The sequence below is a fragment of the Terribacillus saccharophilus genome, from assembly GCF_046592595.1.
Classification (GTDB): Bacteria; Bacillota; Bacilli; order Bacillales; family Amphibacillaceae; genus Terribacillus; species Terribacillus saccharophilus_C.
In genome coordinates this window covers 1-23,319 of the sequence record NZ_JAWVPF010000012.1, presented here as the reverse complement: position 1 = coordinate 23,319, position 23,319 = coordinate 1, and the positions used below count along the sequence as shown (strand labels likewise).

Below are 23,319 nucleotides of genomic sequence, written 5' to 3'. Positions count from 1 at the left end.
CCAATAGGAAAAGTTTGGAGGAGTCATTGGATGGGGTTAGGGATGAAGCGGCTGTTTCATGGTGCTTTTGTACTGGCGGTCGCTGGTTTGATCACTAAGATTTTAAGTGCGGGCTACCGGGTCCCGTTTCAGAATATAGTAGGCGATAAGGGATTCTATATCTATCAGCAGGTGTATCCATTCCTTGGGATAGCAGCAAGCCTGGCACTATACGGTATTCCGGCAGCGGTCTCAAGGCTGGTTGCTGATCGTTACCGCAGCTCATCGCCTTCTCTTCGGTCGTTTTATGTACCGATAGGAACCTTTTTGCTTGTACTTGCTGTTTTAACATTTGCTGTGCTGTATATGGCCGCACCGCAAATTGCTGGACTGATGGGGGATGCTGCTTTAGTAAAGCCGCTCCAAGCAGCAGCTTTTATTTTCTTGGCGGTTCCGTTCACTTCGATTATGCGGGGTGTTTATCAAGGAAAGCAGAATATGACGCCGACAGCTGTTTCACAAGTAGTGGAGCAGCTTGTGCGCGTAGGTTTGATTCTTGCTGTCACTTTTCTGCTGGTCCGTTCAGGTAGTGATTTGTACGACATTGGAGCGAAGGCGGCTCTGGCATCCTTAATAGGAGCATGCTTTGGTATTATAATACTTTGCTTTTTTATGAGGAGAGAGCCGATTATCTCATCGGCGGAACAGCATCTTCCATGGGGATATATCATAAAGACGATCCTCGTATACGGACTTTTTATTTGTCTAAACTATATGCTATTGCTGTTGTTACAGTTTGCCGATGCTTTTACGCTTGTCTCCGGCTTACTGGAACATGGTTTGAATTTGGATGAAGCACGTGAATGGAAAGGGATATATGATCGGGGACAGCCGCTAGTTCAATTAGGTATCGTCGTCGGATCTTCTCTGGCTTTAGCATTTGTGCCGTCTATAACAAAGAATCAGCTGATGAGCGAGAAGAAGGCTGTCATCCATTTGCTGCATAGCGGATGGAAGCTCAGCTTCCTGTTGTCTATCGCAGCAACAGCGGGATTAATCGCTCTATTCCCGTTAGTAAATGAATTGCTGTTCAAGGATGATGTCGGTACATATTCTTTGCAAGTATTTTCACTGACGATCTTTGTTTGTTCACTTACATTGACGACAGCGTCGATGTTGGAGACGTTAGGGAAATGGAAGCATACAGCTGCAATAATTGCAGCGGGGTTTCTTCTAAAATGGTTTTTAAATGAATGGCTTGTTCCAATTTACGGCATCATGGGTGCTTCAGTGGCAACGGTCATTACGGTAACCTGCATATTAGCTTGCAATACATATTTGCTGAAACGCTATCTGCCAGACATTAAATTATTCCAGCTTCCATGGAAAAGTTTATTTGTCGGATTGCTGTCCATGCTTGTCGCAGTCGGACTTTTATATGTAGCTGCCGTCGAATTGTTTCACGTGAAAACACGAATTTTGTTATTAGGGTATGTATTGTTTGCGGTCATTGTTGGTGCTTGCTTGTATGGAATAACCCTGATTAAAACAGGGGCATTCAATCGGGCTGAGTTGGAATCATTGCCGTTCAGCAAATATTTACTGCGCTTGGAAGGGAGAAAAGAAAAATGAAACATACCATTGAAGTTGTCGGTCTTGGTGGTGGTGACATCAATCAGCTGTCACTTGGAATCTATAAAAAATTAAAAGAGCATGGAGAACCTATCTTTGTTCGAACGAAGGATCATCCAGTTGTCAGAACACTGGAGGAAGAAGGGGTGGAGTTCCATTCCTATGACGAAATTTATGAGAACTATCCCGACTTTCAATCGGTTTATGAAGAGATAGCGAACAGCTTATTCAGGCAAGCAGAGGAAGGTTCATTGATTTATGCGGTTCCCGGACATCCGATGCTCGCAGAAATGACAGTCCAGCTGCTGCTTGCGCAGCAAGAAGTGGACGTGAAAATTATCGGAGGGCAGAGCTTTTTAGATGATCTGTTCTCTGCACTGCGAATTGATCCGATCGATGGTTTCCAGTTCGTAGATGCCACGTCATTCAAACGCGATGAACTGGAGTACAGACAACACCTTATTTTCTGCCAGGTGTACGATCAAATGGTGGCTTCGGAGGTAAAACTGGAGTTATTGGAAGATTTGCCGCCAGATTATCCAATCACGATTGTAGATGCTGTAGGAAGCTCAGAGGAGAGTATCAAGACTGTCATACTGGAGGATTTGGATAGGAGTGTGGAATTCAGTAACTTGATGAGTGTATATGTTCCGCCAGCAGTCTCCCTGGAGATGAACCACAAATTCTACCGCTTGCGTGAAGTAATCCGGACGCTGCGAGGACCGGGCGGCTGTCCTTGGGATCAAGAGCAAACACATGAATCGTTGCGCCGATACCTAATCGAAGAGGCTTATGAACTAATTGATGCTATCAATAACGAAGATGATGAGAATCTAATCGAGGAGCTCGGGGATGTACTGCTTCAGGTCATGCTGCACAGTCAAATCGGTGAGGATGACGGATACTTCTCTATTGAAGACGTCATTCGAAGTGTCACCGAAAAAATGATACGCCGTCACCCGCATGTTTTTGGAGAAGCAGTTTTAGAAACAGAAGAAGAGCGGAGTGAGAGCTGGGAAGCTATTAAGAAAGAAGAAAAGGCAGAGCAAAATCTTGAACACGGTAGGGAATCCTTGCAGCCGGAGCTGATGAAAGCAGCAGAGATTGGCAAGCAGAAATCTTCTCCATCCAATCTTGCGCAGCTGCTGGCAGAATTCAGCAGAAGAGCATCAGAGGCAGAGGTGGATGAGAAAGTCGTTGGAGAGCTTCTGTTTGCTATTGCTTCTTATGCGGGCTATTATAAAATAAATCCAGAAATTGCTTTGCATCAGGCAATGGAGGGAAAGAAAAGTACGGATAAGGGAAGTGAATGATATGCGTTTAGATAAATTTCTAAAAGTCTCACGATTGATCAAACGCCGGACATTGGCAAAAGAAGTAGCCGATCAAGGCCGTATCACGATTAACGGTGTGCAGGCTAAGGCGTCTACGAATGTAGCTGTTGGAGATGAGATGGCAATCCGCTTCGGTCAAAAGCTGCTTACAATCGAGGTACAGCAGTTGAAGGAAGCAGTTAAGAAGGAAGATGCTGCAACCTTGTACACAGTGAAAAAGGAAGAGCCTGTACAATAAAACCGTTCTAACCTTGTCCCTGCCTTCATAGATTGTTAGGGATAAAGGGAGGCGGTAACGATGGATCAAACCCGGAAAACCCAAGCGGATCATGATATAAAGATGTTCAATCGGAAATCACTCGAGATCAGTGGTGTGAAGGAAGTGGACAGCTTCGACAGCGAGGAATTCCTTCTCCAGACTGAGATGGGTTATATGATTATTCGAGGGAGCAACCTGCATATGAAGAATCTTGATCTGCAGGAGGGGAAGGTATCAATCAAAGGCAAAATCCAAGAGCTATCCTATTTGGATGAGCATCATGGGGAGAAGGCTAAAGGAATCTTTAGCAAGCTCTTCAAATGACGCTTACTGTTCAATTCCTCACCATCGTGTCGATGATTGCCGGCGGGGTTTATCTTGGCGCAGCTATGGATACGTTCCGCCGCTTTGAACGGCACTGGAAGAAGCAGATCTTCATGCGTTACATCATGGAATGCAGCTTCTGGCTGCTGCAGACTTTGCTGTTGTTCTTCCTGCTGTTTCAAGTGAATCAGGGGGAAATGCGCTTTTATATTCTTTTAGCATTGTTATGTGGTTTTGCAGGGTATAGAGCTCTATTCCAGACAAGCTATCGACGGGTGCTCGAATGGCTTATCCGTGTGATCCGGCGTTCCATCCTGATTATCAGAAGGATTTTACAGGTTCTTATCCTGACGCCGATTCGCTTGCTGCTCCAAGGGATCTTGCTGCTTACAGGAGGAGTAGTCACGCTCTTGTGGAAATTGATACGGTTGATTCTGGTTATCCTCTTCTATCCGATACGTCTAATTGGACGGTTGGTATGGAGAATGACGCCAAGCAAGTACCGAAAAATTTACTCCAAATTAGCAGGTATCTATAGTAAAATGAAGAATATAGCAGGAAAAGCACTTGATTCACTGCGCAAAGCAAGGAGGTAAAAATGGCGTGGCAAGAAAGAAACGAAATGTAACGAAGATGGAGTCCAGCTACACGAGACAATACGATGCATATGCAGAACGGCAGCGGAAAAAACAGAAAAGACTCTTTCGGCGTTTGATCTTGTTCGCCGCTTTTGCAGTTGTTTTGCTTGGATTGATGACAGGTTATCATATTCATCAGCGTGGTGTTTATGCTTCTAAGCAGGCAGAATATCAAGAGAAGCAGGATGAGTTGGCCAGTTTGCAGAAGAAGGAAGAGGATCTGAAAGAGGAAATCGAACTTTTGAACGATAAGAGTTATGTTTTGGAAATCGCCAGAACGAACTATTTCTACTCAAAAGACGGTGAAACCATTTTTAAGATCACCGAAGAGGAGCCCTCTTATTGACACCCTTTTCCAAGCTTTTATATAATATATAAGTAGTATATTTCTTTCAAACTTTAAGGAGGAGCATTTTTTTTATGTCAATTGAAGTAGGCAGCAAGTATCAGGGTAAGGTAACGGGAATTACTAATTTTGGCGCATTCGTAGAACTGCCAGGAGGTTCTACTGGTCTAGTGCATATTAGTGAAGTTGCCGATAATTACGTGAAAGACATTAATGAACATTTGTCTGTTGGTGATATGATCACAGTCAAAGTCATTAATGAAAAGGACGGAAAGATTGGACTTTCAATCAAGAAAGCGAAAGATAATCCGCCACCAGCACGTCGTAATAACAACAACAGAGGTTCCGGACATGGCGGTCATCGTGAGCGTACCGAAACCTTTGAAGCAAAAATGAATCGCTTCTTGAAGGATTCAGAGGACCGTCTTGCGTCCCTTAAAAAACACACAGAATCTAAACGTGGTGGCAGAGGCGCTAAAAAAGGTTGAACTTGCTGTCTATATTGGGATTTGATAAAAATGCAAATCTTGGATATAAAATAATGAATCGGATGCTTTTATAGCATCCGATTTTTTTATGCAAATTTATATAAAAAAACAAGGAATGCAATTTGCATTCCTTGTTTAGGGATAGCGGCGGAGGGGATCGAACCCCCGACCTCACGGGTATGAACCGTACGCTCTAGCCAGCTGAGCTACACCGCCATATTAAATGAATTGATTAGAAGCACAAGGAATATAATACAATAGCCTGGACTATATGTCAACAATAAATTTTTCGGTATCGGCTGACAGGAAAAATACGGTATAGTAATGCTATAGATTAGGGGAGGGGATCAGAATGATTTGTCTTGTCAGACATGGCGAAACGGATTGGAATAAGCAAGGGAAAGTACAGGGAAGTACAGATATTCCATTGAATGAAAGAGGAATCAGGCAGGCACAAGCTACTCGTGACTATCTGGCAGGAAGTGATTTTGACCTGATCATAGCAAGCCCTATGAAACGGGCGAGAAAGACAGCAGATATTCTTAATGAAGCATTACAGCTGCCGCTTGTCGAGATGGAGGGTTTTGTTGAAAGAGGTTTTGGCGAAGCAGAGGGGCTTACAAGAGCAGAGCGGGAAGTGAAGTACCCTAGCTGGGACTTTCCTGGTATGGAATCATGGGATGACTTAGTAGAACGTGTCATGCTCGCATTGCAGGAAGTGAATGCAAAGTATGGTGATAAAAAGGTGCTGCTCGTCTGTCATGGAGCCGTCATATCAGCCATCCTATCTACTATTTCTAATGGAGAAATCGATACAGAGAATACGCATCTAGTCAACGCTTGCTTGAGCAATATCCAGTTTATCGAAGAAAAATGGAAGGTCCATGATTATAACCTTTCCGAACATCTGGCCAATATATAAAAAAAGCTGCATCCATTAAGGATGCAGCTTTTTCTATTAATGCGTTTCGGAAGGTTTTCCGATCGGTGTTGTTGTAGCTGTGGATTGTTCCTGTTCAATCTCATCTGCAGGGCGAACCTTTTTCAGGAAGAAGGAAAGGATGAAACCGACAGCTGCGATAAGGGTAGCAATCCAGAAAGCATCATTGATACCTTCTATGGAACCGAGCAAGGTAGCTTGCTGCTGCGGTGTGCCAGAAGTCATCATGTCTGTAACGTGTTCTTTTGTTTGAGTAGAGAATACGGTAACTAGCAAGGCAGTACCAATTGCGCCGGCCATTTGACGAAGTGTGTTCGCCATTGCAGTACCGTGAGCGTAATACCGTTTAGGAAGCTGATTCAAACCAGCTGTCATAATTGGCATCATAACCATGGATACCCCGATCATACGGAAGGTATAGACAGTCATCATATATGTGTAAGTTGTATCAATAGTCAACGTACTTAGGAAGTATGTTGTGATTGTGGTAATCAATAGTCCGATCAATGCAAGCGGACGAGCACCGATTTTATCGAACAATTTACCAGTGATTGGTGACATGATCGCAGAAACCAATGCACCAGGCAATAGCAAAAGACCTGATTTAAGCGGTGAATAACCAAGCATATTCTGTGTGAAAATCGGAATCAATAGCATCGCTGCAAACATAGCCATTGTAATAACGACATTGATTGTAGTCGATAGAGAGAACATCCAGTATCTGAATACACGGAATTCGAGCATTGGTTTTTTGATTGTCAATTGACGGATGATAAAGATGATCAAGGATATTCCACCTACTACAAGTGTAGAGATTACAGGTGCGGAATCCCAGCCTTTATCTCCGGCAACACTGAATCCGTATAGCAAGCCGCCGAATCCGATAGTAGAAAGGATGACGGATAACACATCAACTGTTGATTTCTGTGTTTTTGTTACATTTCGCAGGATGAATACTGCAAGAATGATATCGATGATAGCAATCGGCAAAATGATGAAGAATAACCATCTCCATGATACATGCTCAACTACAAAACCTGATAGAGTAGGTCCGATTGCAGGTGCGAACATCATCGCTAGACCGATGACACCCATTGCACTGCCTCGTTTTTCGATTGGGTACAGGCTTAATACTGTATTGAATAGTAATGGCATCATGATACCAGCGCCGGCTGCTTGTACAATACGTCCAATCAGGATTGTTGTAAAGTCAGGTCCGACTCCGCAAATAAGTGTTCCGATCGCGAACAGGCTCATTGCGGTGATAAATAGCTTACGAGTTGTGAATCTTTCCATAAAGAAGGCGGTGATAGGAATTAAGATACCGTTTACGAGCATAAATGCTGTTGTCAGCCATTGAGCTGAGTTTTCTTCTATATCCAAATCCACCATCATGACAGGTAACGCGATGTTCATCAGTGTCTGGTTCAGGATAGCTACGAAAGCACCTAAAACCAAGATAGCGACGATCGGGCCTCTGGTTAATGTTTCCGGATTAACATAGGCGGAACGATCTTTCATGTTGTTTCATCTCCTTGAGTTGTAATCTTTGTTAGCAATCGGCTGTGAAGGGACAATAATGTCTCAACTTCTTCCGTGCTAAAGTCTGAAATGTTCCCCAATCTTTGCAAATAGGTTCGGTAGGCTGTCTTTTTCTGCTCCAGTCCCTTTGGAGTCAGAGACAGAACGATTGCGCGGCGGTCGTGTGTCGAGCGCTCCCGTTTCACCAATTCAGCTTGTACAAGCCTTTCAACCGTTTCGCTGACTGTACTCTTGCTTGCATTCACCTTGTGGGCAAGATCATTCAAGCCAGTTCCAGGCTCGTCCGCTAATACTTTCAGGATGTGCAGCTGAACGACAGTCACACCCAATTGATCAGCATTATGCCAAAACTGCTTATGGAAAGCTTGATTCAGACATCGAAACGATTGGATCACTTGGCTGATTTTTTCCTCATCAGTCAAAGTTGTCATCCCCTCAACAAAAAAATAGTTCGCATGCGAACTGTTTCAGTAGGAACTATTCTACTCCTCTTTTTTAAAAATGCAATATCGAAGTTTTATGGAAAACGCTTCCTATAAAAAATAAAAGTTTTCTGACAAGACTTACGGAACTCGAGGCTAATACGACAGGGAAAATTGCCGCAAAAAAGCTGATGCTGTCCAAGCTGTGTTGAAGGCGGTGAGAAGGTATGGGATTAAGTCGAAATGTTTTTAGGTCTGGCTCGGTTCTTTTGACAAATTGTGAATTCAGGATGTGGTTAAATGACTTTATTCAAATAAGAGTTTGTCCCGGGGGTTGCCATAGTATGTACACAGAGCCTCGGCAAATATGAGGATAGGAGTGTTCAATGAAATGGAGACAGTATCAAGAAAGAAATGGGGCATCTATGGAGTGGAACAGAAGCGGTTGGATAGTTGGAAGAAGAAGGGGTTTGATCTGGCGAAACTTCTATTGATAGAGAAGGCGTGGCTTTTGGCTTTAGTAGGCTTCTTGCTGGGACGGGCTGTCGTACTGACCACTGTGTCTCCATTTGCAGCCGCATTCCTGGCGTCGATCTGGCTGACAAGAAGAAAAAGGATGGTACCAATCACATTGGCAACTGTAGCTGGGGCAAGTACTTATCATTGGACACATGGACTATATATAGCAGGGGCAGCATTCGTCCTATATTTCCTAGCCATGATATGTAAGAAAATACCGCATCAAATCCGGGTCATGGCTGTACTCGTCTTTCTGGCAAGTTCCCTCCCCAGGATGCTGGCACTTTCTTATGAAAGCACCTTGTCCAGCTTTGACTGGATGATGATCGGTGTCGAAGGAATTCTTGGTTCTGTACTCTTTATCATCTTTATGCAGAGCATTCCGTTATTATCCATAAAAAGATATTATCCGGCATTAAAGAATGAAGAGATAGTCTGCTTGATCATTTTGCTTGCTTCGGTACTGACCGGTACGATCGGCTGGCAAATCCAAGGGGCAGGAGTCGAGCAGATATTCTCCCGCTACTTCGTATTGCTGCTTGCCTTGATCGGCGGTGCGGCGATGGGTTCGACTGTGGGGGTGGTTGCCGGCTTGATCCTTAGTCTCGCAAATGTTGCCAGTCTCTATGAGATGAGCCTCTTGGCTTTTGCTGGTTTGCTTGGCGGCTTATTGAAAGATGGAAAGAAATTCGGAGTGAGCATAGGTCTTATAATAGGAACATTACTTATCGGCGTGTATGGGCAGGAGCAGGGCATGCAGGAGGTGTATCCATCGTTGCTTGCCTCTGCCATCAGCATTCTGCTTCTCGTTTTGACGCCGGACAGCTGGATCCGGCGTATGTCCCGTTTTGTTCCCGGCACTGCTGAGCACAGTCAGGAACAGGAGCAATATCTGCAAAAAGTACGTGATGTTACGGCTAATCGCGTACAGCAGTTTTCCAATGTATTTGATGCATTGGCAAAAAGCTTCGCCACACCGGACCGGGAGGCGGAAGATGTGCGGAATCGCGAGACTGATTTTCTGCTTGGGAATGTGACCGAACAGACGTGTCAGCTTTGCTTTAAAAAGGATCGCTGCTGGGGGGCACAGCAGTTTGACCGAACCTATCAATTAATGGAAAGTCTGAAGGAAGATATGGAGGATGGCGGGCCGCCGAATAAGCTGCTGGAGCGGAATCTGGAATCCCACTGCGTAAAATCCAAGAAAGTGATTGAAACGATGAAGCATGAGCTGAGTTTCCACCAAGCGAATCAAATGCTGCGGCGGCAAGTACAGGAAAGCCGCCGCTTTGTTGCCGATCAACTTAATGGTGTATCTGAGGTGATGGGCGACTTCGCAAAAGAAATCGTCAAGGAGAAGGAAAATCATGAACATCAAGAGGTAGAAATGATGGCTGCATTGCGGGCGGCTGGCTTAGTCGTGGATAAGCTGGATGTGTTCTCCCTGACAAAAGGAAGTATTGATATTGAAATGCATGTATCCATACAGGGATATCATGGCGAGGGGCAGAAACTGATTGGTCCTATTTTATCCGACATTCTGGGGGAGACTGTTGTGGTAACGAAGGAAGAGATAGCACCGTTTCCGGATAAGTCCTGTTTCTTGGCGTTCTCTTCTATTAAGAAATTCGTCGTGGATACAGGTGTTGCACATGCAGCAAAAGGTGGGGGGTTCGTGTCGGGAGATAGTTTCTCCACAATCGAACTAGGGGCGGGCAAGTACGCGATCGCAATCAGTGATGGTATGGGCAATGGAGACAGAGCACATGAGGAAAGCACCGAGACATTACGGCTGCTTCAGCAGATCCTGCAGTCGGGGATCAGGGAAGAAGTGGCGATCAAATCAATCAATTCCATCCTCTCGCTCCGCTCCAACGAAGAGATATTCGCGACATTGGATCTGGCAGTCATCGATCTGCATGATGCAGCAGTCCAATTCCTTAAAATCGGATCGACACCAAGCTTCATTAAACGCGGTGATCAGGTCCTTAAAATAGAGTCTGGCAACTTACCGATCGGCATTGTACAAGATTTGGAGGTGGACGTCGTCCAGGAGCAGCTGCAGCCCGGGGACTTGCTCGTCATGATGAGTGACGGAATCTTCGAAGCGCCGCGGCATGTGGAAAACACCGATATCTGGCTGAAACGGAAGATCAAGGAGATGAATACAACCGTACCGCAGGAGATGGCTGATTTGCTCCTGGAAGAGGTTGTTCGCCACCGCGCAGGAGAGATAGAGGATGACATGACTGTCATGGTGGCAGCTATTGATCGCAACATGCCCGAATGGGCGTCCATTCCTACTTATAAAAACAAAGTGAAGGAGGCATAGGAACGTATATTATCTCTTTTTCCGGTCGAAGATGGAGATAACGAATGGAGAAGAGGGATGACGATGAAACCGAGTACGCTGAAACAGATCCTGCTTATCACAGATGGATGCTCCAACCGCGGGGAAGACCCAGCAGCGGTCGCTGCCTTGGCTTATGCCCAACATATTACGGTAAATGTAATCGGTATTCTGGAAGAAGGGCATACAGAACATTCGCTTAGTCTCGAGGAAGTGGAGAACATCGCAAAAGCCGGAGGCGGTGTCAGCCAGTTAATCTATAAGCAAGCTTTGACAGAGACTGTGCAAATGGTGACAAAACAGGCTATGACCCAGACGATCGAGGGGGTCGTTAATCGGGAACTAAAGCAAATCTTAGGACCTGGCAATACATTGGACGATTTGCCGCCGGAAAAAAGAGGGGATGTACTGGAGGTCGTGGAAGAAATAAGCGAAACGGCTAATCTGGAGGTGCTTATCCTGGTAGATACGAGTGCCAGCATGCACCATAAACTTCCTGTCGTGAAGGAAGCCCTGATCGATCTTTCAATTAGTATGAATGCACGCCTTGGCAATAATAAGTTTGCCATACTTGGTTTTCCTGGGAAAAGGGACCCTGCTGTCAAAGTAATGGAGTGGACGGAGCGGTTGGAAAACGTGTCTTCTGTTTTTCTGAAGCTTGCTACAGGCGGAGTCACACCGACAGGGCCTGCGCTGCGGGAAGCAATTCATGAATTCAGTCGCCAATCACTGCCAAAGCGCACAGATGGGATTGCTGAATATGAAGAATTCGGCAGCTGATTTCCAGCCTGGAGTCCGTTTGTCGGGCAAATGGCATAATGGGACCTATCCGCTGATACGAAAACTTGGCAGCGGGGCAATCGGCACAGTTTATCTGACAAAAAGAAACGGCGTCGATGCCGCCTTGAAAATCAGTGAAAAGCGTACCTCTATGACGATGGAAATGAATGTACTGCAATCGCTGAAAAAGGTCCAGGGACATTTCCTCGGACCTTGTTTGTTTGATACCGATGACTATGTCAGTCCAAGTGGTAAACTGTATACCTTTTATGTGATGGAATATATTCAGGGCAGCAGACTGGATGCGTACATAAAGGCAAAAGGGTCGGAATGGCTCCCAGTATTGCTGCTGGGGTTGCTGGATGATTTGGATCATCTTCATCAGGCAGGCTGGGTTTTCGGTGATCTGAAGCTTGATAATCTTGTTGTTAGTGAAAACCCTATCCGTCTCCGTTGGGTGGATGTAGGGGGAACAACACAGACAGGACGTGCAATCAAGGAATACACCGAGTTTTATGACCGAGGCCACTGGGGTATGGGAAGCCGGAAAGCAGAACCGACATATGATTTATTCGCACTTGCTATGACGGCCCTGGAAGTTATGAATGGAGGTAGATTTCCTAAAGGAGATACACCTAAAGCGGCCATAAAGCAGGTGCTCTCCCGAACCGGGAAGCTGCGGCCAATCCTGGAAAAGGCATTGGCAGGAAAATATACAGACAGCGCCGCAATGAAACAGGATCTGGTGAAACATCTTATGAAGAAGAATGTCCCTGTTCCGCCAGCAATACCTTCCCGAGTGGCGAAGAGCAGTCAACGCAAGACTGGTTTAGGTGAGTGTATCGTGCTAAGTGTTTATGGTATTGCTTGCTATGTGCTTTATCTGCTGCAATAAACTTTTTGTCTTGCTGTATAAGTGGTACGATAAAAGCAGCAACTACATAAGGATGACGTAAATGGAACAGACTGTGACAGCATTTATGGACAAACATGATATATGGAAAAAAGGTACGACTATCCTGGTTGGTGTATCTGGCGGTCCTGATTCAATGGCACTGCTCCATTTTCTGAAGGAACAAAAGCAGCGGCAAAATTGGCATATCATCGCCTTGAGTGTCGACCATGGTTTGCGGGGCGAGGAATCCAGGTTGGACACGGTATTCGTGAAAGAAACATGCGAAAATTGGGGAATTGTATCTGAAGCTGTAACATTGGATGTCCCGGGGTGGAAGGAAGCACATCAGCAGAGCACCCAGGTTGCAGCAAGGGACATGCGCTACCGTTATTTTGAGGAGTGCATGGAACGATATGGAGCAGATGCTTTGTTTCTAGCCCATCATGGTGACGATCAGGCAGAAACTATCCTGATGCGGCTGGCACGCGGTTCTAATCCCGCTGCAGTCAGCGGCATGGATATCAGGCGGCCATTCGCTGGCGGAGAATTAATCCGTCCGATGCTGTCGTGCAGCAAAGCACAAATTCAACAATATTGTGAACAGCATGACATACCATATCGTATTGATCCGTCCAATGCTACAGAAGACTATACGCGAAATTTCTTCCGGCATCGTGTTTTGGAGCCGATAAAAACAGAATTTCCGACATTCCATCAGCATGCGCAGCGCTTTAGCGAAGCGCTAAAAGCAGATGAAGCTTATCTGGAAGGACAAGCAGCAGAGATGTTTGCAGAAGTGGTGGAATACGACGCCGCGAAACAGGCGGCAGCCTTTGAAATAGACCGATTTCTTACATACCCGATTGCTTTACAAAGAAGAGTGTATCATCTAATATTGATGTATCTGTATCAAGCGCTTCCGGTGGACTTGCACCATCGGCACGAAGCGCAGTTCTTTGAACTGATAGCTAGCTCTAAAGCAAACAGCTCTTTAGATTTTCCGGCAGGATTACAACTGACAAAGTCCTATAGCCAGATGACGGCTTCATTCCGTAATGAGGCAAAGGACTTATTCCACTATACATTTCACGCTCCCGGATGCGTCACGTTACCTGATGGATCTCTATTAACGGCTTCTTTTACCCCACACTCAACCGAAAACGGTTCCCATGTCTTCGTACTGCCCCTAGCGGATGTTACTTTGCCTTTGCGGGTCCGCACAAGGAAAAATGGCGATAAAATGAAGCTTCGCGGAATGAGAGGGACGAAAAAAGTAAAAGATATTTTCATTGATGAAAAAATTCCGGCTGTTAAAAGGCGGGACTGGCCGATTGTGGAGGATGCGACTGGCACCATTTTATGGCTTATCGGTTTAAGAAAAGGGGAAACAGGCAGAACAACAGGAGAATCAGGCAGCTATTTGCGTCTGTGCTACCAAGCGAAAAAAGGGGAACAAACAGGAGGACCGAGCAATGCATGATGAGATTGAGAAAGTACTGATTACGAAGGAAGAGATTGAAGCGAAGTGCGCTGAAATCGGGAAGCAGCTTACAGAGGAATACAAAGATTCCTTCCCGCTGGCTATCGGCGTATTGAAGGGCGCCCTTCCGTTCATGTCCGATGTACTTCGTCATATGGATACACATTTGGAGATGGATTTTATGGATGTGTCCAGCTATGGCGGCGGCATGACATCTTCTGGTGAAGTGAAGATCGTCAAGGACTTGGATACGAAAGTCGAAGGCAGAGACCTTTTGATCATCGAGGATATCATCGATAGTGGTCTTACTTTGAGCTATCTGGTTGATTTGTTTAAATACCGGAAAGCGAAGTCGATAAAAATCGTCACGCTTCTTGATAAGCCTTCAGGACGTACGGCGAAGATCCAGGCGGACTTGGTCGGTTTCCGTGTGCCAAATGAATTCGTTGTCGGGTATGGTTTGGATTATCAAGAGAAATATCGCAATTTGCCGTATATCGGTGTTTTGAAACCGGAAGTATATGGCGGCGCCCGTACCGAATAATCGGTACCGGTATGGATCGTCTTCCTTTTACATAAGGTAAAGGGTATTTAGTTGTATAGCAGGTTTTGCATATGGTAGTATTTACTATAGTTTTCTCGTTTGGGAGGAGGTAGGCAATGAGCAAAGTGTTCCGCAATACCTTAATGGTTATAATCATATTTGTAGTCATTATCGGTGTGATCAACTTATTCAAGAATCAGACGAACGAAATCGAACAGTATGACATCAACAAATTTAGAACCACGCTTGAGAGTGGTGATATACAAAGCATGACCGTCCAGCCTACTAACAATATCTATACGGTACGAGGCGAGACGGAGGATAACACACAGTTCCAGACTGAGATTCCTCAGAATGAACAGCTGATGAGTGATATTCTGACAACTGCACAAGACCAAGGCGTTGAGATGAATGCAGATGAAGAGCCGCAGCCAAGCTTCTGGCAGACTCTTTTGACAACCCTCTTCCCTATCTTGCTGCTTGTACTAATCTTCTTGTTCTTCATGAGCCAGGCACAAGGCGGAGGCAGCCGTGTCATGAACTTCGGTAAGAGCAAAGCGAAGATGTACAATGAAGAGAAGAAAAAAGTGAAGTTCCGTGATGTAGCCGGAGCTGACGAAGAGAAGCAGGAGCTTGTCGAAGTTGTTGACTTCCTTAAAGATCCTCGCAAATTCTCTGCTGTAGGAGCACGTATTCCGAAAGGTGTCCTGCTTGTGGGACCTCCGGGTACAGGTAAAACATTGCTTGCTCGTGCGGTAGCGGGAGAAGCAGGCGTACCATTCTTCTCTATAAGTGGTTCGGACTTTGTGGAGATGTTTGTAGGGGTCGGTGCATCCCGTGTACGTGATTTGTTTGAAAATGCGAAGAAAAACGCACCTTGTATCATCTTCATTGATGAGATTGATGCAGTTGGACGTCAGCGTGGAGCTGGTTTAGGCGGCGGTCACGATGAGCGTGAGCAGACGTTGAACCAATTGCTTGTTGAAATGGATGGTTTCGGTGCTAATGAAGGAATCATCATCATTGCCGCAACAAACCGTGCTGATATTCTTGACCCAGCCCTTCTTCGTCCAGGCCGTTTCGACCGTCAGATTACAGTTGACCGCCCTGACCTAGGCGGACGTGAAGCGGTCTTGAAGGTACATGCCCGCAACAAACCGCTTGATGAGTCCGTTAATCTGCGCACGATCGCGATGCGTACTCCAGGATTCTCCGGAGCGGATTTGGAGAACCTGTTGAATGAAGCGGCACTTGTAGCTGCGCGCAGTGACCGTAAACAAATCATCATGGCCGACGTTGATGAAGCAATCGACCGTGTCATTGCAGGTCCGGCGAAGAAAAGCCGCGTTATCTCCAAGAAAGAACGCAATATCGTTGCTTATCACGAGAGCGGACATACCGTTATCGGTATGGTGCTTGATGATGCAGATATGGTGCATAAGGTTACTATTGTTCCTCGAGGCCAAGCTGGCGGTTATGCTGTCATGCTTCCAAGAGAAGACCGCTATTTCATGACCAAGCCGGAGTTGCTTGATAAGATTACCGGATTGCTCGGCGGACGTGTAGCAGAAGAAGTCATCTTCGGTGAAGTAAGTACCGGAGCACATAATGACTTCCAGCGCGCAACAGCTATTGCTCGTAAGATGGTTACTGAATACGGTATGAGTGACAAGATCGGACCGTTGCAGTTCACAAGCAGCGGCGGCAATGTATTCCTCGGCCGTGACATTCAGAATGAACAAACATACAGTGAAGCAATCGCCTATGAGATCGATCAGGAAGTACAGAGCTTCATCAATCAGTGTTATGCACGTGCGAAGCAGATTCTTACTGAAAACAAAGAGAAGCTTGAGCTTATTGCCCAGACACTCCTTGAGATCGAAACATTGGATGCTTTCCAAATTCAAACATTGTTTGATAAAGGACGCCTTCCTACAGAGGATGAGATTGCCGCTGAACGCAGCAAATCAGAGAAGAAAACAAGCCTGCTGAAGGATAGTGATGACGATGTAACTGTCACAATTCAGCCGCAGGAAGAAAATGGAGCAGCTCCGTCTGATGACACAGCTATCGACGAAGATGTTTCCAAATCGCCGGATCAGTCAGGTATACCTGAGGAAAATCCGCGAACAAATGATGATTCAGATAATCGTCCAAAAGCATAAAAGAAAAGGTCTCCTTTTGGGAGGCCTTTTTCTCTGTTTGGGTATAGTAAACATATAAAAGGATTTACCTGCAGGATTATGATAAGATAAGCAATACCTTGTGGAAAAAATAGGCCGATATGGTCGATATATATAGAAGGAGTGACATTGCTCTTATGGGTGATTATTTAATTAAAGCGACAGGATTTAACGGTAATATCCGTGCTTATGCAATACAATCAACAGAATTAGTGGAAGAAGCACGCCGCCGTCATGATACATGGGCAACCGCATCGGCAGCGCTTGGACGTACGCTGACAATAAGTACGATGATGGGCGTGATGCTCAAAGGAGAAGACAAGCTGACAGTAAAGGTGGAAGGCGACGGACCAGTCGGACCTATTATTGTAGATAGTAATGCAAAAGGTGAAGTGAGAGGATATATCACGAATCCGCATGTCGACTTTGAATTGAACTCCATCGGTAAACTGGATGTTTCACGTGCTGTAGGTACTGTTGGAACATTGAGTGTAGCAAAGGATCTTGGTCTGAAAGAAATGTTTACTGGTCAAGTACCGATTGTTTCTGGAGAGATTGGAGAAGACTTCACGTATTACTTCGCTAACTCCGAACAGGTGCCTTCGGCGGTAGGTGCAGGTGTATTGGTTAATCCGGATCATACCATCCTCGCTGCTGGCGGATTTATTCTGCAAGTTCTGCCGGGAGCGGATGATACAATCATTACGCAATTGGAAGAGCGGATCAGCTCTATTGCTCCTATTTCCACATTGATCAGAGAAGGAAATACACCTGAGCAAATTCTTGAGAAGCTGATAGGGGAAGAAAATATCAACTTCCTGGACACTATGCCGGTCAGCTTTACTTGTCAGTGCTCAAAAGACCGCATCCAGAATGCAATTAAGAGTCTTGGAAACGAAGAGATCCAAGCAATGATCGATGAAGATCACGGTGCGGAAGCGAACTGCCACTTCTGTAATGAAACGTATACGTTTACGGAAGATGAATTGAAAGCACTGCTTCGATAAACCCATCTCATTTGGTTTGACTTTTGGCGATATTTTGCTTACAGTTAAATAAATCCAATTAAATTAGTGGGAATTAGGGGGAATAATCATGGCAATTGCATCATCCATTTCTGAATTGATCGGAAACACACCAATCGTTAAGCTTAATCGCACGGCAGACAGTGATAGTGCCGAGATTTATGTAAAGCTGGAATTCCAAAACCCAGGCGGATCTGTCAAAGATCGGATTGCTCTTGCAATGATTGAAGATGCTGAAGAGAATGGCAGATTGAAGCAAGGCGACACAATCATTGAACCGACAAGTGGCAATACAGGAATTGGACTTGCTCTAGTAGCAGCTATTAAAGGCTATAAAGCAATTCTTGTTATGCCGGATACGATGAGTATGGAAAGACGCAACCTTCTGCGTGCTTATGGAGCGCAGCTCGTGCTGACACCAGGTGCAGAAGGAATGAAAGGTGCCATTCAGAAAGCGGAGGAATTGCAAAAGGAACATGGTTATTTCATGCCGCAGCAGTTTAAGAACGCAGCTAACCCTGCTATTCATGCTCGTACGACAGGTAAGGAGATTGCTGCTGAATTCGGAGGCGACCTAGATGCGTTTGTAGCTGGTATCGGAACAGGTGGTACGATTACAGGCGTAGGTCAAGTTCTGAAAGAATTGAACAAGGATATCCGCATCATCGCGGTTGAACCGGCAAGCTCCCCGGTGCTATCTGGCGGGAAGCCAGGACCGCATAAAATCCAAGGTATTGGTGCAGGTTTTGTTCCATCTATCCTGGATACGGATATTTACTCTGAGATCATTCAAGTAGAAAATGACGAAGCGTATGCAACTGCCAGAGAAACAGCTGCTAAAGAAGGGTTGCTTGGCGGTGTCTCTACTGGAGCTGCCATCTTTGCTGCTAAGAAGGTTGCCAAAGAGTTAGGAGCTGGCAAGAAAGTGTTAGCTATTGTTCCGAGTAACGGTGAGCGCTACCTCTCTACACCACTATACCAATTTGAAGACTAAGAACGGGATGCCCCTGCTGTGATAGGCAGGGGTGTTTTTTTATGCATGGATTCGTGTACACTAGAAAGATAGATTGAACGAGAGGTTGACGGTTATATGAAACGCATAATAGGCAATAAAGAATATGATCTTTCTAAGAAAACCCTTGTAATGGGAATCATTAACGTGACACCCGACTCCTTTTCAGATGGAGGCAGTTATACAAATGTAGAGGCTGCTGTTACGCAAGCGCAAAAGCTTGCTGCTGAGGGAGCGGATATCCTGGATATTGGCGGAGAATCCACCCGTCCAGGTTACGAACCTGTACCTGCGGATGAAGAGATCGCGCGCGTGGTTCCAGCAATAAAAGCCATTAAAGAAGTGGTTGATTTGCCGATGTCCATTGATACGTATAAGGCGGAGACTGCGGAAGCTGCAGTCAAAGCTGGTGCATCGATCATCAATGATATATGGGGGGCGAAGTACGACCCCGATATGGCGAAAGTTGCAGCGCAATTGGATGTGCCAATTATCTTGATGCACAATCGGGAAAATGCGGATTATAACGATTTGCTCCCGGATATGATTACGGACCTGGAGAAAAGCATCCAGATCGTTCTTGATGCTGGTGTTAAGCGAGAGGATATATGGCTGGATCCGGGCATTGGATTTGTCAAGTCTTTTGATGAAAACATGTCAGCTTTGCGTGAATTAGATAAAATCACGGCAATGGGCTATCCTGTCCTCCTCGGTACATCGCGTAAAAGGTTTATCGGCACGGTACTTGATTTGCCAGCTGACCAACGGGATGAAGGAACAGCAGCTACGACAGCATTTGGTATTACAAAGGGCATACACATGGTTCGGGTTCATGAAGTAAAACAGACAGCTCGAATCGTGAAAATGATGGATGCGTTAGTTGGAAAGGAGTAAAAGATGGATAAAATATATATGAACCAATTACAATTTTACGGCTATCATGGTCTATTTCCGGAAGAGAATAAGCTTGGACAGCGTTTTATCGTAGATGCTGTACTGGAATTGGACCTTCGCAAAGCTGGTGAATCGGATGATATGACACAGTCGATTCATTATGGACAAGCATTTGAGATCATCAAGGATGTTGTGGAAGGGCGAGCGAAGAACTTAATAGAAGCGGTGGCAGAAGAGATTGCTAAACAATTGTTTGCTTCATTCTCTCTGTTGGAGGCATGTACAGTGAAAGTTATCAAACCAAACCCTCCAATTGCAGGACATTATGAATCGGTAGCGGTGGAAATACGGCGGGGGCGTCTATGAATCAGGCATGGATTGCACTCGGATCGAATATAGCCCCGAGAGAGACATACTTACAGCAGGCAATTCAAACGTTGAGTGAGCACGAGGAAATTAAGCTGAAGCAGATATCAACAGTTTATGAAACGGACCCTGTAGGCTATGAGGACCAAGATCAGTTCCTGAACATGGTGGCAGAGGTGGAAACGAATCTAGATCCATTGGAGCTGCTTCATATCTGTCAAGATATCGAACAGGACTTAGGGCGTAAGCGTATCATTCGCTGGGGGCCGCGGACGGTAGACCTTGACATTTTGCTGTATAGTAATGAAAATATGAATGTTGAGGAACTTATCCTTCCCCATCCGCGCATGCATGAACGAGCTTTTGTATTAGTGCCTTTGGCTGAAATAGCTGCCGAGCTGCCCCTTAAGGGGAAAAGCGTGCAGGAATGGCTGGATGCATTGCCGACTCGAGATGTGCAGGGCGTCAGGGTATGGGGTTCTTTAAATATATAGTAAGAAAATAAGTGGGAGGTAAGGACGTTGTTCAAAATCGGTGATATCACCATTAAGAACCGAGTGGTATTGGCGCCGATGGCTGGTATCAGTAACTCAGCTTTCCGATTGACTGTAAAAGAATTCGGAGCTGGTATCGTATGTGCAGAAATGATCAGTGACAACGGCATCGTGACTCGGAACGCCAAGACGATGAACATGCTTTATATAGATGAACAAGAAAAGCCAATGAGCCTTCAAATCTTCGGAGCTAATCCGGAGACGCTGGTTGAGGCTGCTAAATTTGTCGATCAGAATACAACAGCTGACATCATTGATATCAATATGGGCTGCCCAGCGCCAAAAATCACCAAGAACATGGCGGGTTCCAGGTGGCTGCTTCAGCCGGAAAAAATTCATGAGCTGGTATCTGCAGTTGTAAAAGAAGTCAACAAGCCTGTAACTGTTAAGATGCGGACAGGCTGGGATGACAGTACGATCTATGCAGTAGAGAATGCACAAGCACTGCAAGAAGCAGGAGCAGCGGCAGTCGCATTGCATGGCCGTACACGTGAGCAGCACTATGATGGACTTGCTAACTGGGATATCATCCGTCAAGTGAAGGAATCTGTTTCTATTCCTGTCATCGGCAACGGCGATATCACAACGCCGGAAATCGCGAAGCAGCGATTGGAGGAGACGGGTGTTGATGCAGTTATGATAGGAAGGGCAGCTCTTGGAGATCCGTGGATGATATATAGGACTGTTCACTACTTGGAAACAGGCGAAATCCTCGAGGAACCAAAACCTCGTGAAAAGATTGACGTGTGTGTGCTGCATATGGAACGTTTGGTCCGCCTAAAAGGTGAGAGAGTAGCAATCATGGAAATGCGCAAGCATGCTGCCTGGTACTTAAAAGGGTTGGATGGTACTGGGAAAGTACGCAAATTGATAAATGAAACAACGACAAAAGAAGACATGGCTGAGCTGCTTTATGATTTTGCAGACCAAGCGGAAGCTTCAATGGCGATGTTTTAATCGGACGTGCTTTATTGACACAGCATGGCTGCTTTTCTATACTTATACGAGGTAGCAATGCGATAAGCCTCGCATTATACGAGGACGAACAATACTGCCAGTCATGCTGGCAGTTTTTTTAGCATGTTAGATAATGAATATAGAAGAAATGGGAGTGAACAGGATGAGTGAAGAATTAAACGATCAGATGCAGGTGCGTCGCGATAAGATGGAACAGCTCATGAACCAAGGTTATAATCCGTTCGGTGCCAGATTCGAACGCACACATCAATCAGAAGAGCTGGTAGCAGCATTTGATGCTTTCAGTAAGGAAGAATTAGAAGAGAAGAAAGCGGAAGTTACTATTGCTGGCCGTCTAATGACGAAACGCGGTAAAGGTAAAGCAGGCTTTGCCCATTTGCAGGACTTGAGCGGTCAGATCCAACTTTATGTTCGGAAAGATCAAGTTGGTGACGAAGCGTATGAGCTATTCAGCAGTGCCGACCTAGGTGACATCGTCGGTGTTACTGGTGTAATGTTCAAAACGAATGTTGGGGAGCTTTCTGTTAAGGCGACTTCCTTTGATATCCTTTCCAAAGCACTTCGTCCGCTTCCTGATAAATTCCATGGTTTGACTGACATTGAGCAGCGTTATCGTCAACGTTACCTTGATTTGATCGTGAATCCGGAATCGAAGCAAACATTCATCACTCGCAGTAAGATCATCCAAAGTATCCGCCGTTACTTGGACGATATAGGATACTTGGAAGTAGAAACACCACTGATGCACAGCATTCCGGGTGGAGCGGCAGCTCGTCCGTTCATTACCCATCACAATGCATTGGATATCCCGCTTTATATGCGTATAGCTATTGAACTTCACCTAAAACGTCTTATCGTTGGCGGGTTGGAGAAGGTTTACGAAATTGGACGTGTATTCCGTAACGAGGGTGTATCAACACGTCACAATCCTGAGTTCACAATGCTTGAGCTGTATGAAGCGTATGGGGATATGGATACAATCATGGAATTAACAGAGAACCTGATTGCACATGTTGCAAAAGATGTACTAGGTAAAACGGTTATTCCTTATGGTGATTATGAAATCAATCTTGAACCGAAGTGGAAACGTCTGCACATGGTTGACGCAGTAAAAGAATACACAGGTGTTGACTTCTGGAAGCATATGAGCGACGAAGAGGCGAAAGCTCTCGCGAAGGAAAATGGCATCGATATTAAAGATACAATGACATTCGGTCATATTGTGAATGAATTCTTTGAACAGCGCGTAGAGGACAAGCTGATCCAGCCAACCTTCATTTACGGTCATCCGGTTGAGATTTCTCCACTGGCGAAAAAGAATCCTGAAGACGAGCGCTTCACGGATCGCTTTGAAGTATTCATTGTAGGAAGAGAGCATGGAAATGCATTCTCCGAGCTGAACGATCCTATCGATCAGCGTGAGCGTTTCGAAGCACAAATGAAAGAAAAAGAACAAGGTAATGATGAAGCACATGAAATGGATGAGGACTTCTTAGAGTCCCTGGAGTATGGTATGCCGCCTACAGGCGGATTGGGTATCGGTATCGATCGCCTGATCATGCTCCTGACAAACGCTCCGTCCATCCGGGATGTATTGCTGTTCCCGCAGATGCGCAATCGTTCCTAATAGAAAGAAGAAGGGTTATTTTGCCCTTCTTCTTTTCACCTTTATATAGGCACCTGCATAGAATGCTAACAAATGAGGGATAATGCAATATGACAGTTTGTAAGAAAGTTTAACATTTCTTTAAAAAAACTATTGCAATGCTATTACATCCGTGGTAAATTATTAGAGTTGCTTCAAACGAAGCGGCAAACACGAAAAACAAGAACAA

23 protein-coding genes and 1 tRNA gene are annotated in these 23,319 nt (G+C 45.4%); 21 read left to right on the top strand and 3 right to left on the bottom strand.

Annotated elements, in window-relative coordinates:
* Positions 1-30 precede the first annotated feature (30 nt).
* The 7 genes from SFC25_RS17270 (at position 31) to SFC25_RS17240 (ending at position 5,000) form a co-directional block, all read left to right on the top strand.
* A complete protein-coding gene (locus SFC25_RS17270) occupies positions 31-1,611 on the top strand; it encodes a putative polysaccharide biosynthesis protein (protein ID WP_411216452.1) in 1,581 nt (526 codons plus the stop codon).
* Positions 1,608-2,924, top strand: a complete 1,317-nt coding sequence (gene yabN / locus SFC25_RS17265) for a bifunctional methyltransferase/pyrophosphohydrolase YabN (RefSeq protein ID WP_411216451.1) — start codon at positions 1,608-1,610, stop codon at positions 2,922-2,924. Before SFC25_RS17270 ends, yabN begins: the two co-directional genes overlap by 4 nt.
* 1 nt (position 2,925) lies before the next feature.
* Complete coding sequence (locus SFC25_RS17260) at positions 2,926-3,183, top strand: RNA-binding S4 domain-containing protein (RefSeq protein ID WP_038562415.1); 258 nt, start codon at positions 2,926-2,928, stop codon at positions 3,181-3,183.
* Between the two features lie 60 nt (positions 3,184-3,243).
* The gene (gene yabP / locus SFC25_RS17255; RefSeq protein ID WP_095224708.1) at positions 3,244-3,528 is read left to right on the top strand and encodes a sporulation protein YabP; all 285 of its coding nucleotides are present in this window, start codon (positions 3,244-3,246) and stop codon (positions 3,526-3,528) included.
* The gene (yabQ, locus tag SFC25_RS17250) at positions 3,525-4,124 is read left to right on the top strand and encodes a spore cortex biosynthesis protein YabQ (RefSeq protein ID WP_411216450.1); all 600 of its coding nucleotides are present in this window, start codon (positions 3,525-3,527) and stop codon (positions 4,122-4,124) included. Before yabP ends, yabQ begins: the two co-directional genes overlap by 4 nt.
* A 7-nt stretch (positions 4,125-4,131) precedes the next feature.
* Entirely contained in the window at positions 4,132-4,512 is a 381-nt protein-coding gene (locus tag SFC25_RS17245; RefSeq protein WP_411216449.1) for an FtsB family cell division protein, read from the top strand.
* A 74-nt stretch (positions 4,513-4,586) separates the two neighbouring features.
* The gene (locus SFC25_RS17240) at positions 4,587-5,000 is read left to right on the top strand and encodes a S1 domain-containing RNA-binding protein (protein WP_411216448.1); all 414 of its coding nucleotides are present in this window, start codon (positions 4,587-4,589) and stop codon (positions 4,998-5,000) included.
* A gap of 142 nt (positions 5,001-5,142) precedes the next feature.
* Here the strand turns inward: SFC25_RS17240 and SFC25_RS17235 are convergent.
* Positions 5,143-5,216 (bottom strand) — tRNA-Met (locus SFC25_RS17235).
* A gap of 130 nt (positions 5,217-5,346) precedes the next feature.
* Here SFC25_RS17235 and SFC25_RS17230 point away from each other — a divergent pair.
* Positions 5,347-5,922, top strand: coding sequence for a histidine phosphatase family protein (locus tag SFC25_RS17230; protein ID WP_411216478.1), 576 nt, complete (start codon positions 5,347-5,349; stop codon positions 5,920-5,922).
* A gap of 36 nt (positions 5,923-5,958) precedes the next feature.
* Here SFC25_RS17230 and SFC25_RS17225 read toward each other — a convergent pair whose 3' ends face one another.
* Both SFC25_RS17225 and SFC25_RS17220 read right to left on the bottom strand, forming a co-directional pair.
* Positions 5,959-7,461, bottom strand: a complete 1,503-nt coding sequence (locus SFC25_RS17225; protein ID WP_411216447.1) for a DHA2 family efflux MFS transporter permease subunit — start codon at positions 7,459-7,461, stop codon at positions 5,959-5,961.
* Entirely contained in the window at positions 7,458-7,904 is a 447-nt protein-coding gene (locus SFC25_RS17220; RefSeq protein WP_411216446.1) for a MarR family winged helix-turn-helix transcriptional regulator, read from the bottom strand. Before SFC25_RS17220 ends, SFC25_RS17225 begins: the two co-directional genes overlap by 4 nt.
* 391 nt (positions 7,905-8,295) lie before the next feature.
* Between SFC25_RS17220 and spoIIE the strand changes: the two genes are divergently transcribed.
* From spoIIE to lysS, 13 genes are all read left to right on the top strand, one after another.
* The gene (gene spoIIE, locus SFC25_RS17215; protein ID WP_411216445.1) at positions 8,296-10,755 is read left to right on the top strand and encodes a stage II sporulation protein E; all 2,460 of its coding nucleotides are present in this window, start codon (positions 8,296-8,298) and stop codon (positions 10,753-10,755) included.
* Positions 10,756-10,818: 63 nt separating this feature from the next.
* The gene (locus SFC25_RS17210; RefSeq protein ID WP_411216444.1) at positions 10,819-11,553 is read left to right on the top strand and encodes a hypothetical protein; all 735 of its coding nucleotides are present in this window, start codon (positions 10,819-10,821) and stop codon (positions 11,551-11,553) included.
* Positions 11,483-12,448, top strand: coding sequence for a protein kinase domain-containing protein (locus SFC25_RS17205; RefSeq protein ID WP_411216443.1), 966 nt, complete (start codon positions 11,483-11,485; stop codon positions 12,446-12,448). The genes SFC25_RS17210 and SFC25_RS17205 overlap by 71 nt, the downstream gene beginning before the upstream one ends.
* A gap of 61 nt (positions 12,449-12,509) precedes the next feature.
* Positions 12,510-13,928 carry a tRNA lysidine(34) synthetase TilS gene (tilS, locus tag SFC25_RS17200; RefSeq protein WP_411216442.1) on the top strand — a complete coding sequence of 473 codons (1,419 nt, stop codon included), beginning with the start codon at positions 12,510-12,512 and terminating at the stop codon, positions 13,926-13,928.
* The gene (gene hpt, locus SFC25_RS17195) at positions 13,921-14,472 is read left to right on the top strand and encodes a hypoxanthine phosphoribosyltransferase (RefSeq protein ID WP_095224721.1); all 552 of its coding nucleotides are present in this window, start codon (positions 13,921-13,923) and stop codon (positions 14,470-14,472) included. Before tilS ends, hpt begins: the two co-directional genes overlap by 8 nt.
* Before the next feature lie 116 nt (positions 14,473-14,588).
* On the top strand, positions 14,589-16,637 hold the full coding sequence (gene ftsH / locus SFC25_RS17190; protein WP_411216441.1) for an ATP-dependent zinc metalloprotease FtsH: 2,049 nt from the start codon (positions 14,589-14,591) through the stop codon (positions 16,635-16,637).
* Between the two features lie 155 nt (positions 16,638-16,792).
* Complete coding sequence (gene hslO / locus SFC25_RS17185; protein ID WP_366248426.1) at positions 16,793-17,662, top strand: Hsp33 family molecular chaperone HslO; 870 nt, start codon at positions 16,793-16,795, stop codon at positions 17,660-17,662.
* An 85-nt stretch (positions 17,663-17,747) separates the two neighbouring features.
* Positions 17,748-18,674 carry a cysteine synthase A gene (gene cysK / locus SFC25_RS17180; protein WP_411216477.1) on the top strand — a complete coding sequence of 309 codons (927 nt, stop codon included), beginning with the start codon at positions 17,748-17,750 and terminating at the stop codon, positions 18,672-18,674.
* A 96-nt stretch (positions 18,675-18,770) separates the two neighbouring features.
* Complete coding sequence (folP, locus tag SFC25_RS17175; RefSeq protein ID WP_411216440.1) at positions 18,771-19,586, top strand: dihydropteroate synthase; 816 nt, start codon at positions 18,771-18,773, stop codon at positions 19,584-19,586.
* A 3-nt stretch (positions 19,587-19,589) separates the two neighbouring features.
* Positions 19,590-19,952, top strand: a complete 363-nt coding sequence (folB, locus tag SFC25_RS17170; RefSeq protein ID WP_411216439.1) for a dihydroneopterin aldolase — start codon at positions 19,590-19,592, stop codon at positions 19,950-19,952.
* A complete protein-coding gene (gene folK / locus SFC25_RS17165) occupies positions 19,949-20,446 on the top strand; it encodes a 2-amino-4-hydroxy-6-hydroxymethyldihydropteridine diphosphokinase (RefSeq protein ID WP_411216438.1) in 498 nt (165 codons plus the stop codon). The genes folB and folK overlap by 4 nt, the downstream gene beginning before the upstream one ends.
* Before the next feature lie 27 nt (positions 20,447-20,473).
* A complete protein-coding gene (gene dusB / locus SFC25_RS17160; RefSeq protein ID WP_411216437.1) occupies positions 20,474-21,463 on the top strand; it encodes a tRNA dihydrouridine synthase DusB in 990 nt (329 codons plus the stop codon).
* A gap of 163 nt (positions 21,464-21,626) precedes the next feature.
* Positions 21,627-23,111: a lysine--tRNA ligase gene (gene lysS / locus SFC25_RS17155; RefSeq protein ID WP_411216436.1), complete on the top strand. Its 1,485-nt coding sequence runs from the start codon at positions 21,627-21,629 to the stop codon at positions 23,109-23,111.
* Positions 23,112-23,319 lie beyond the last annotated feature (208 nt).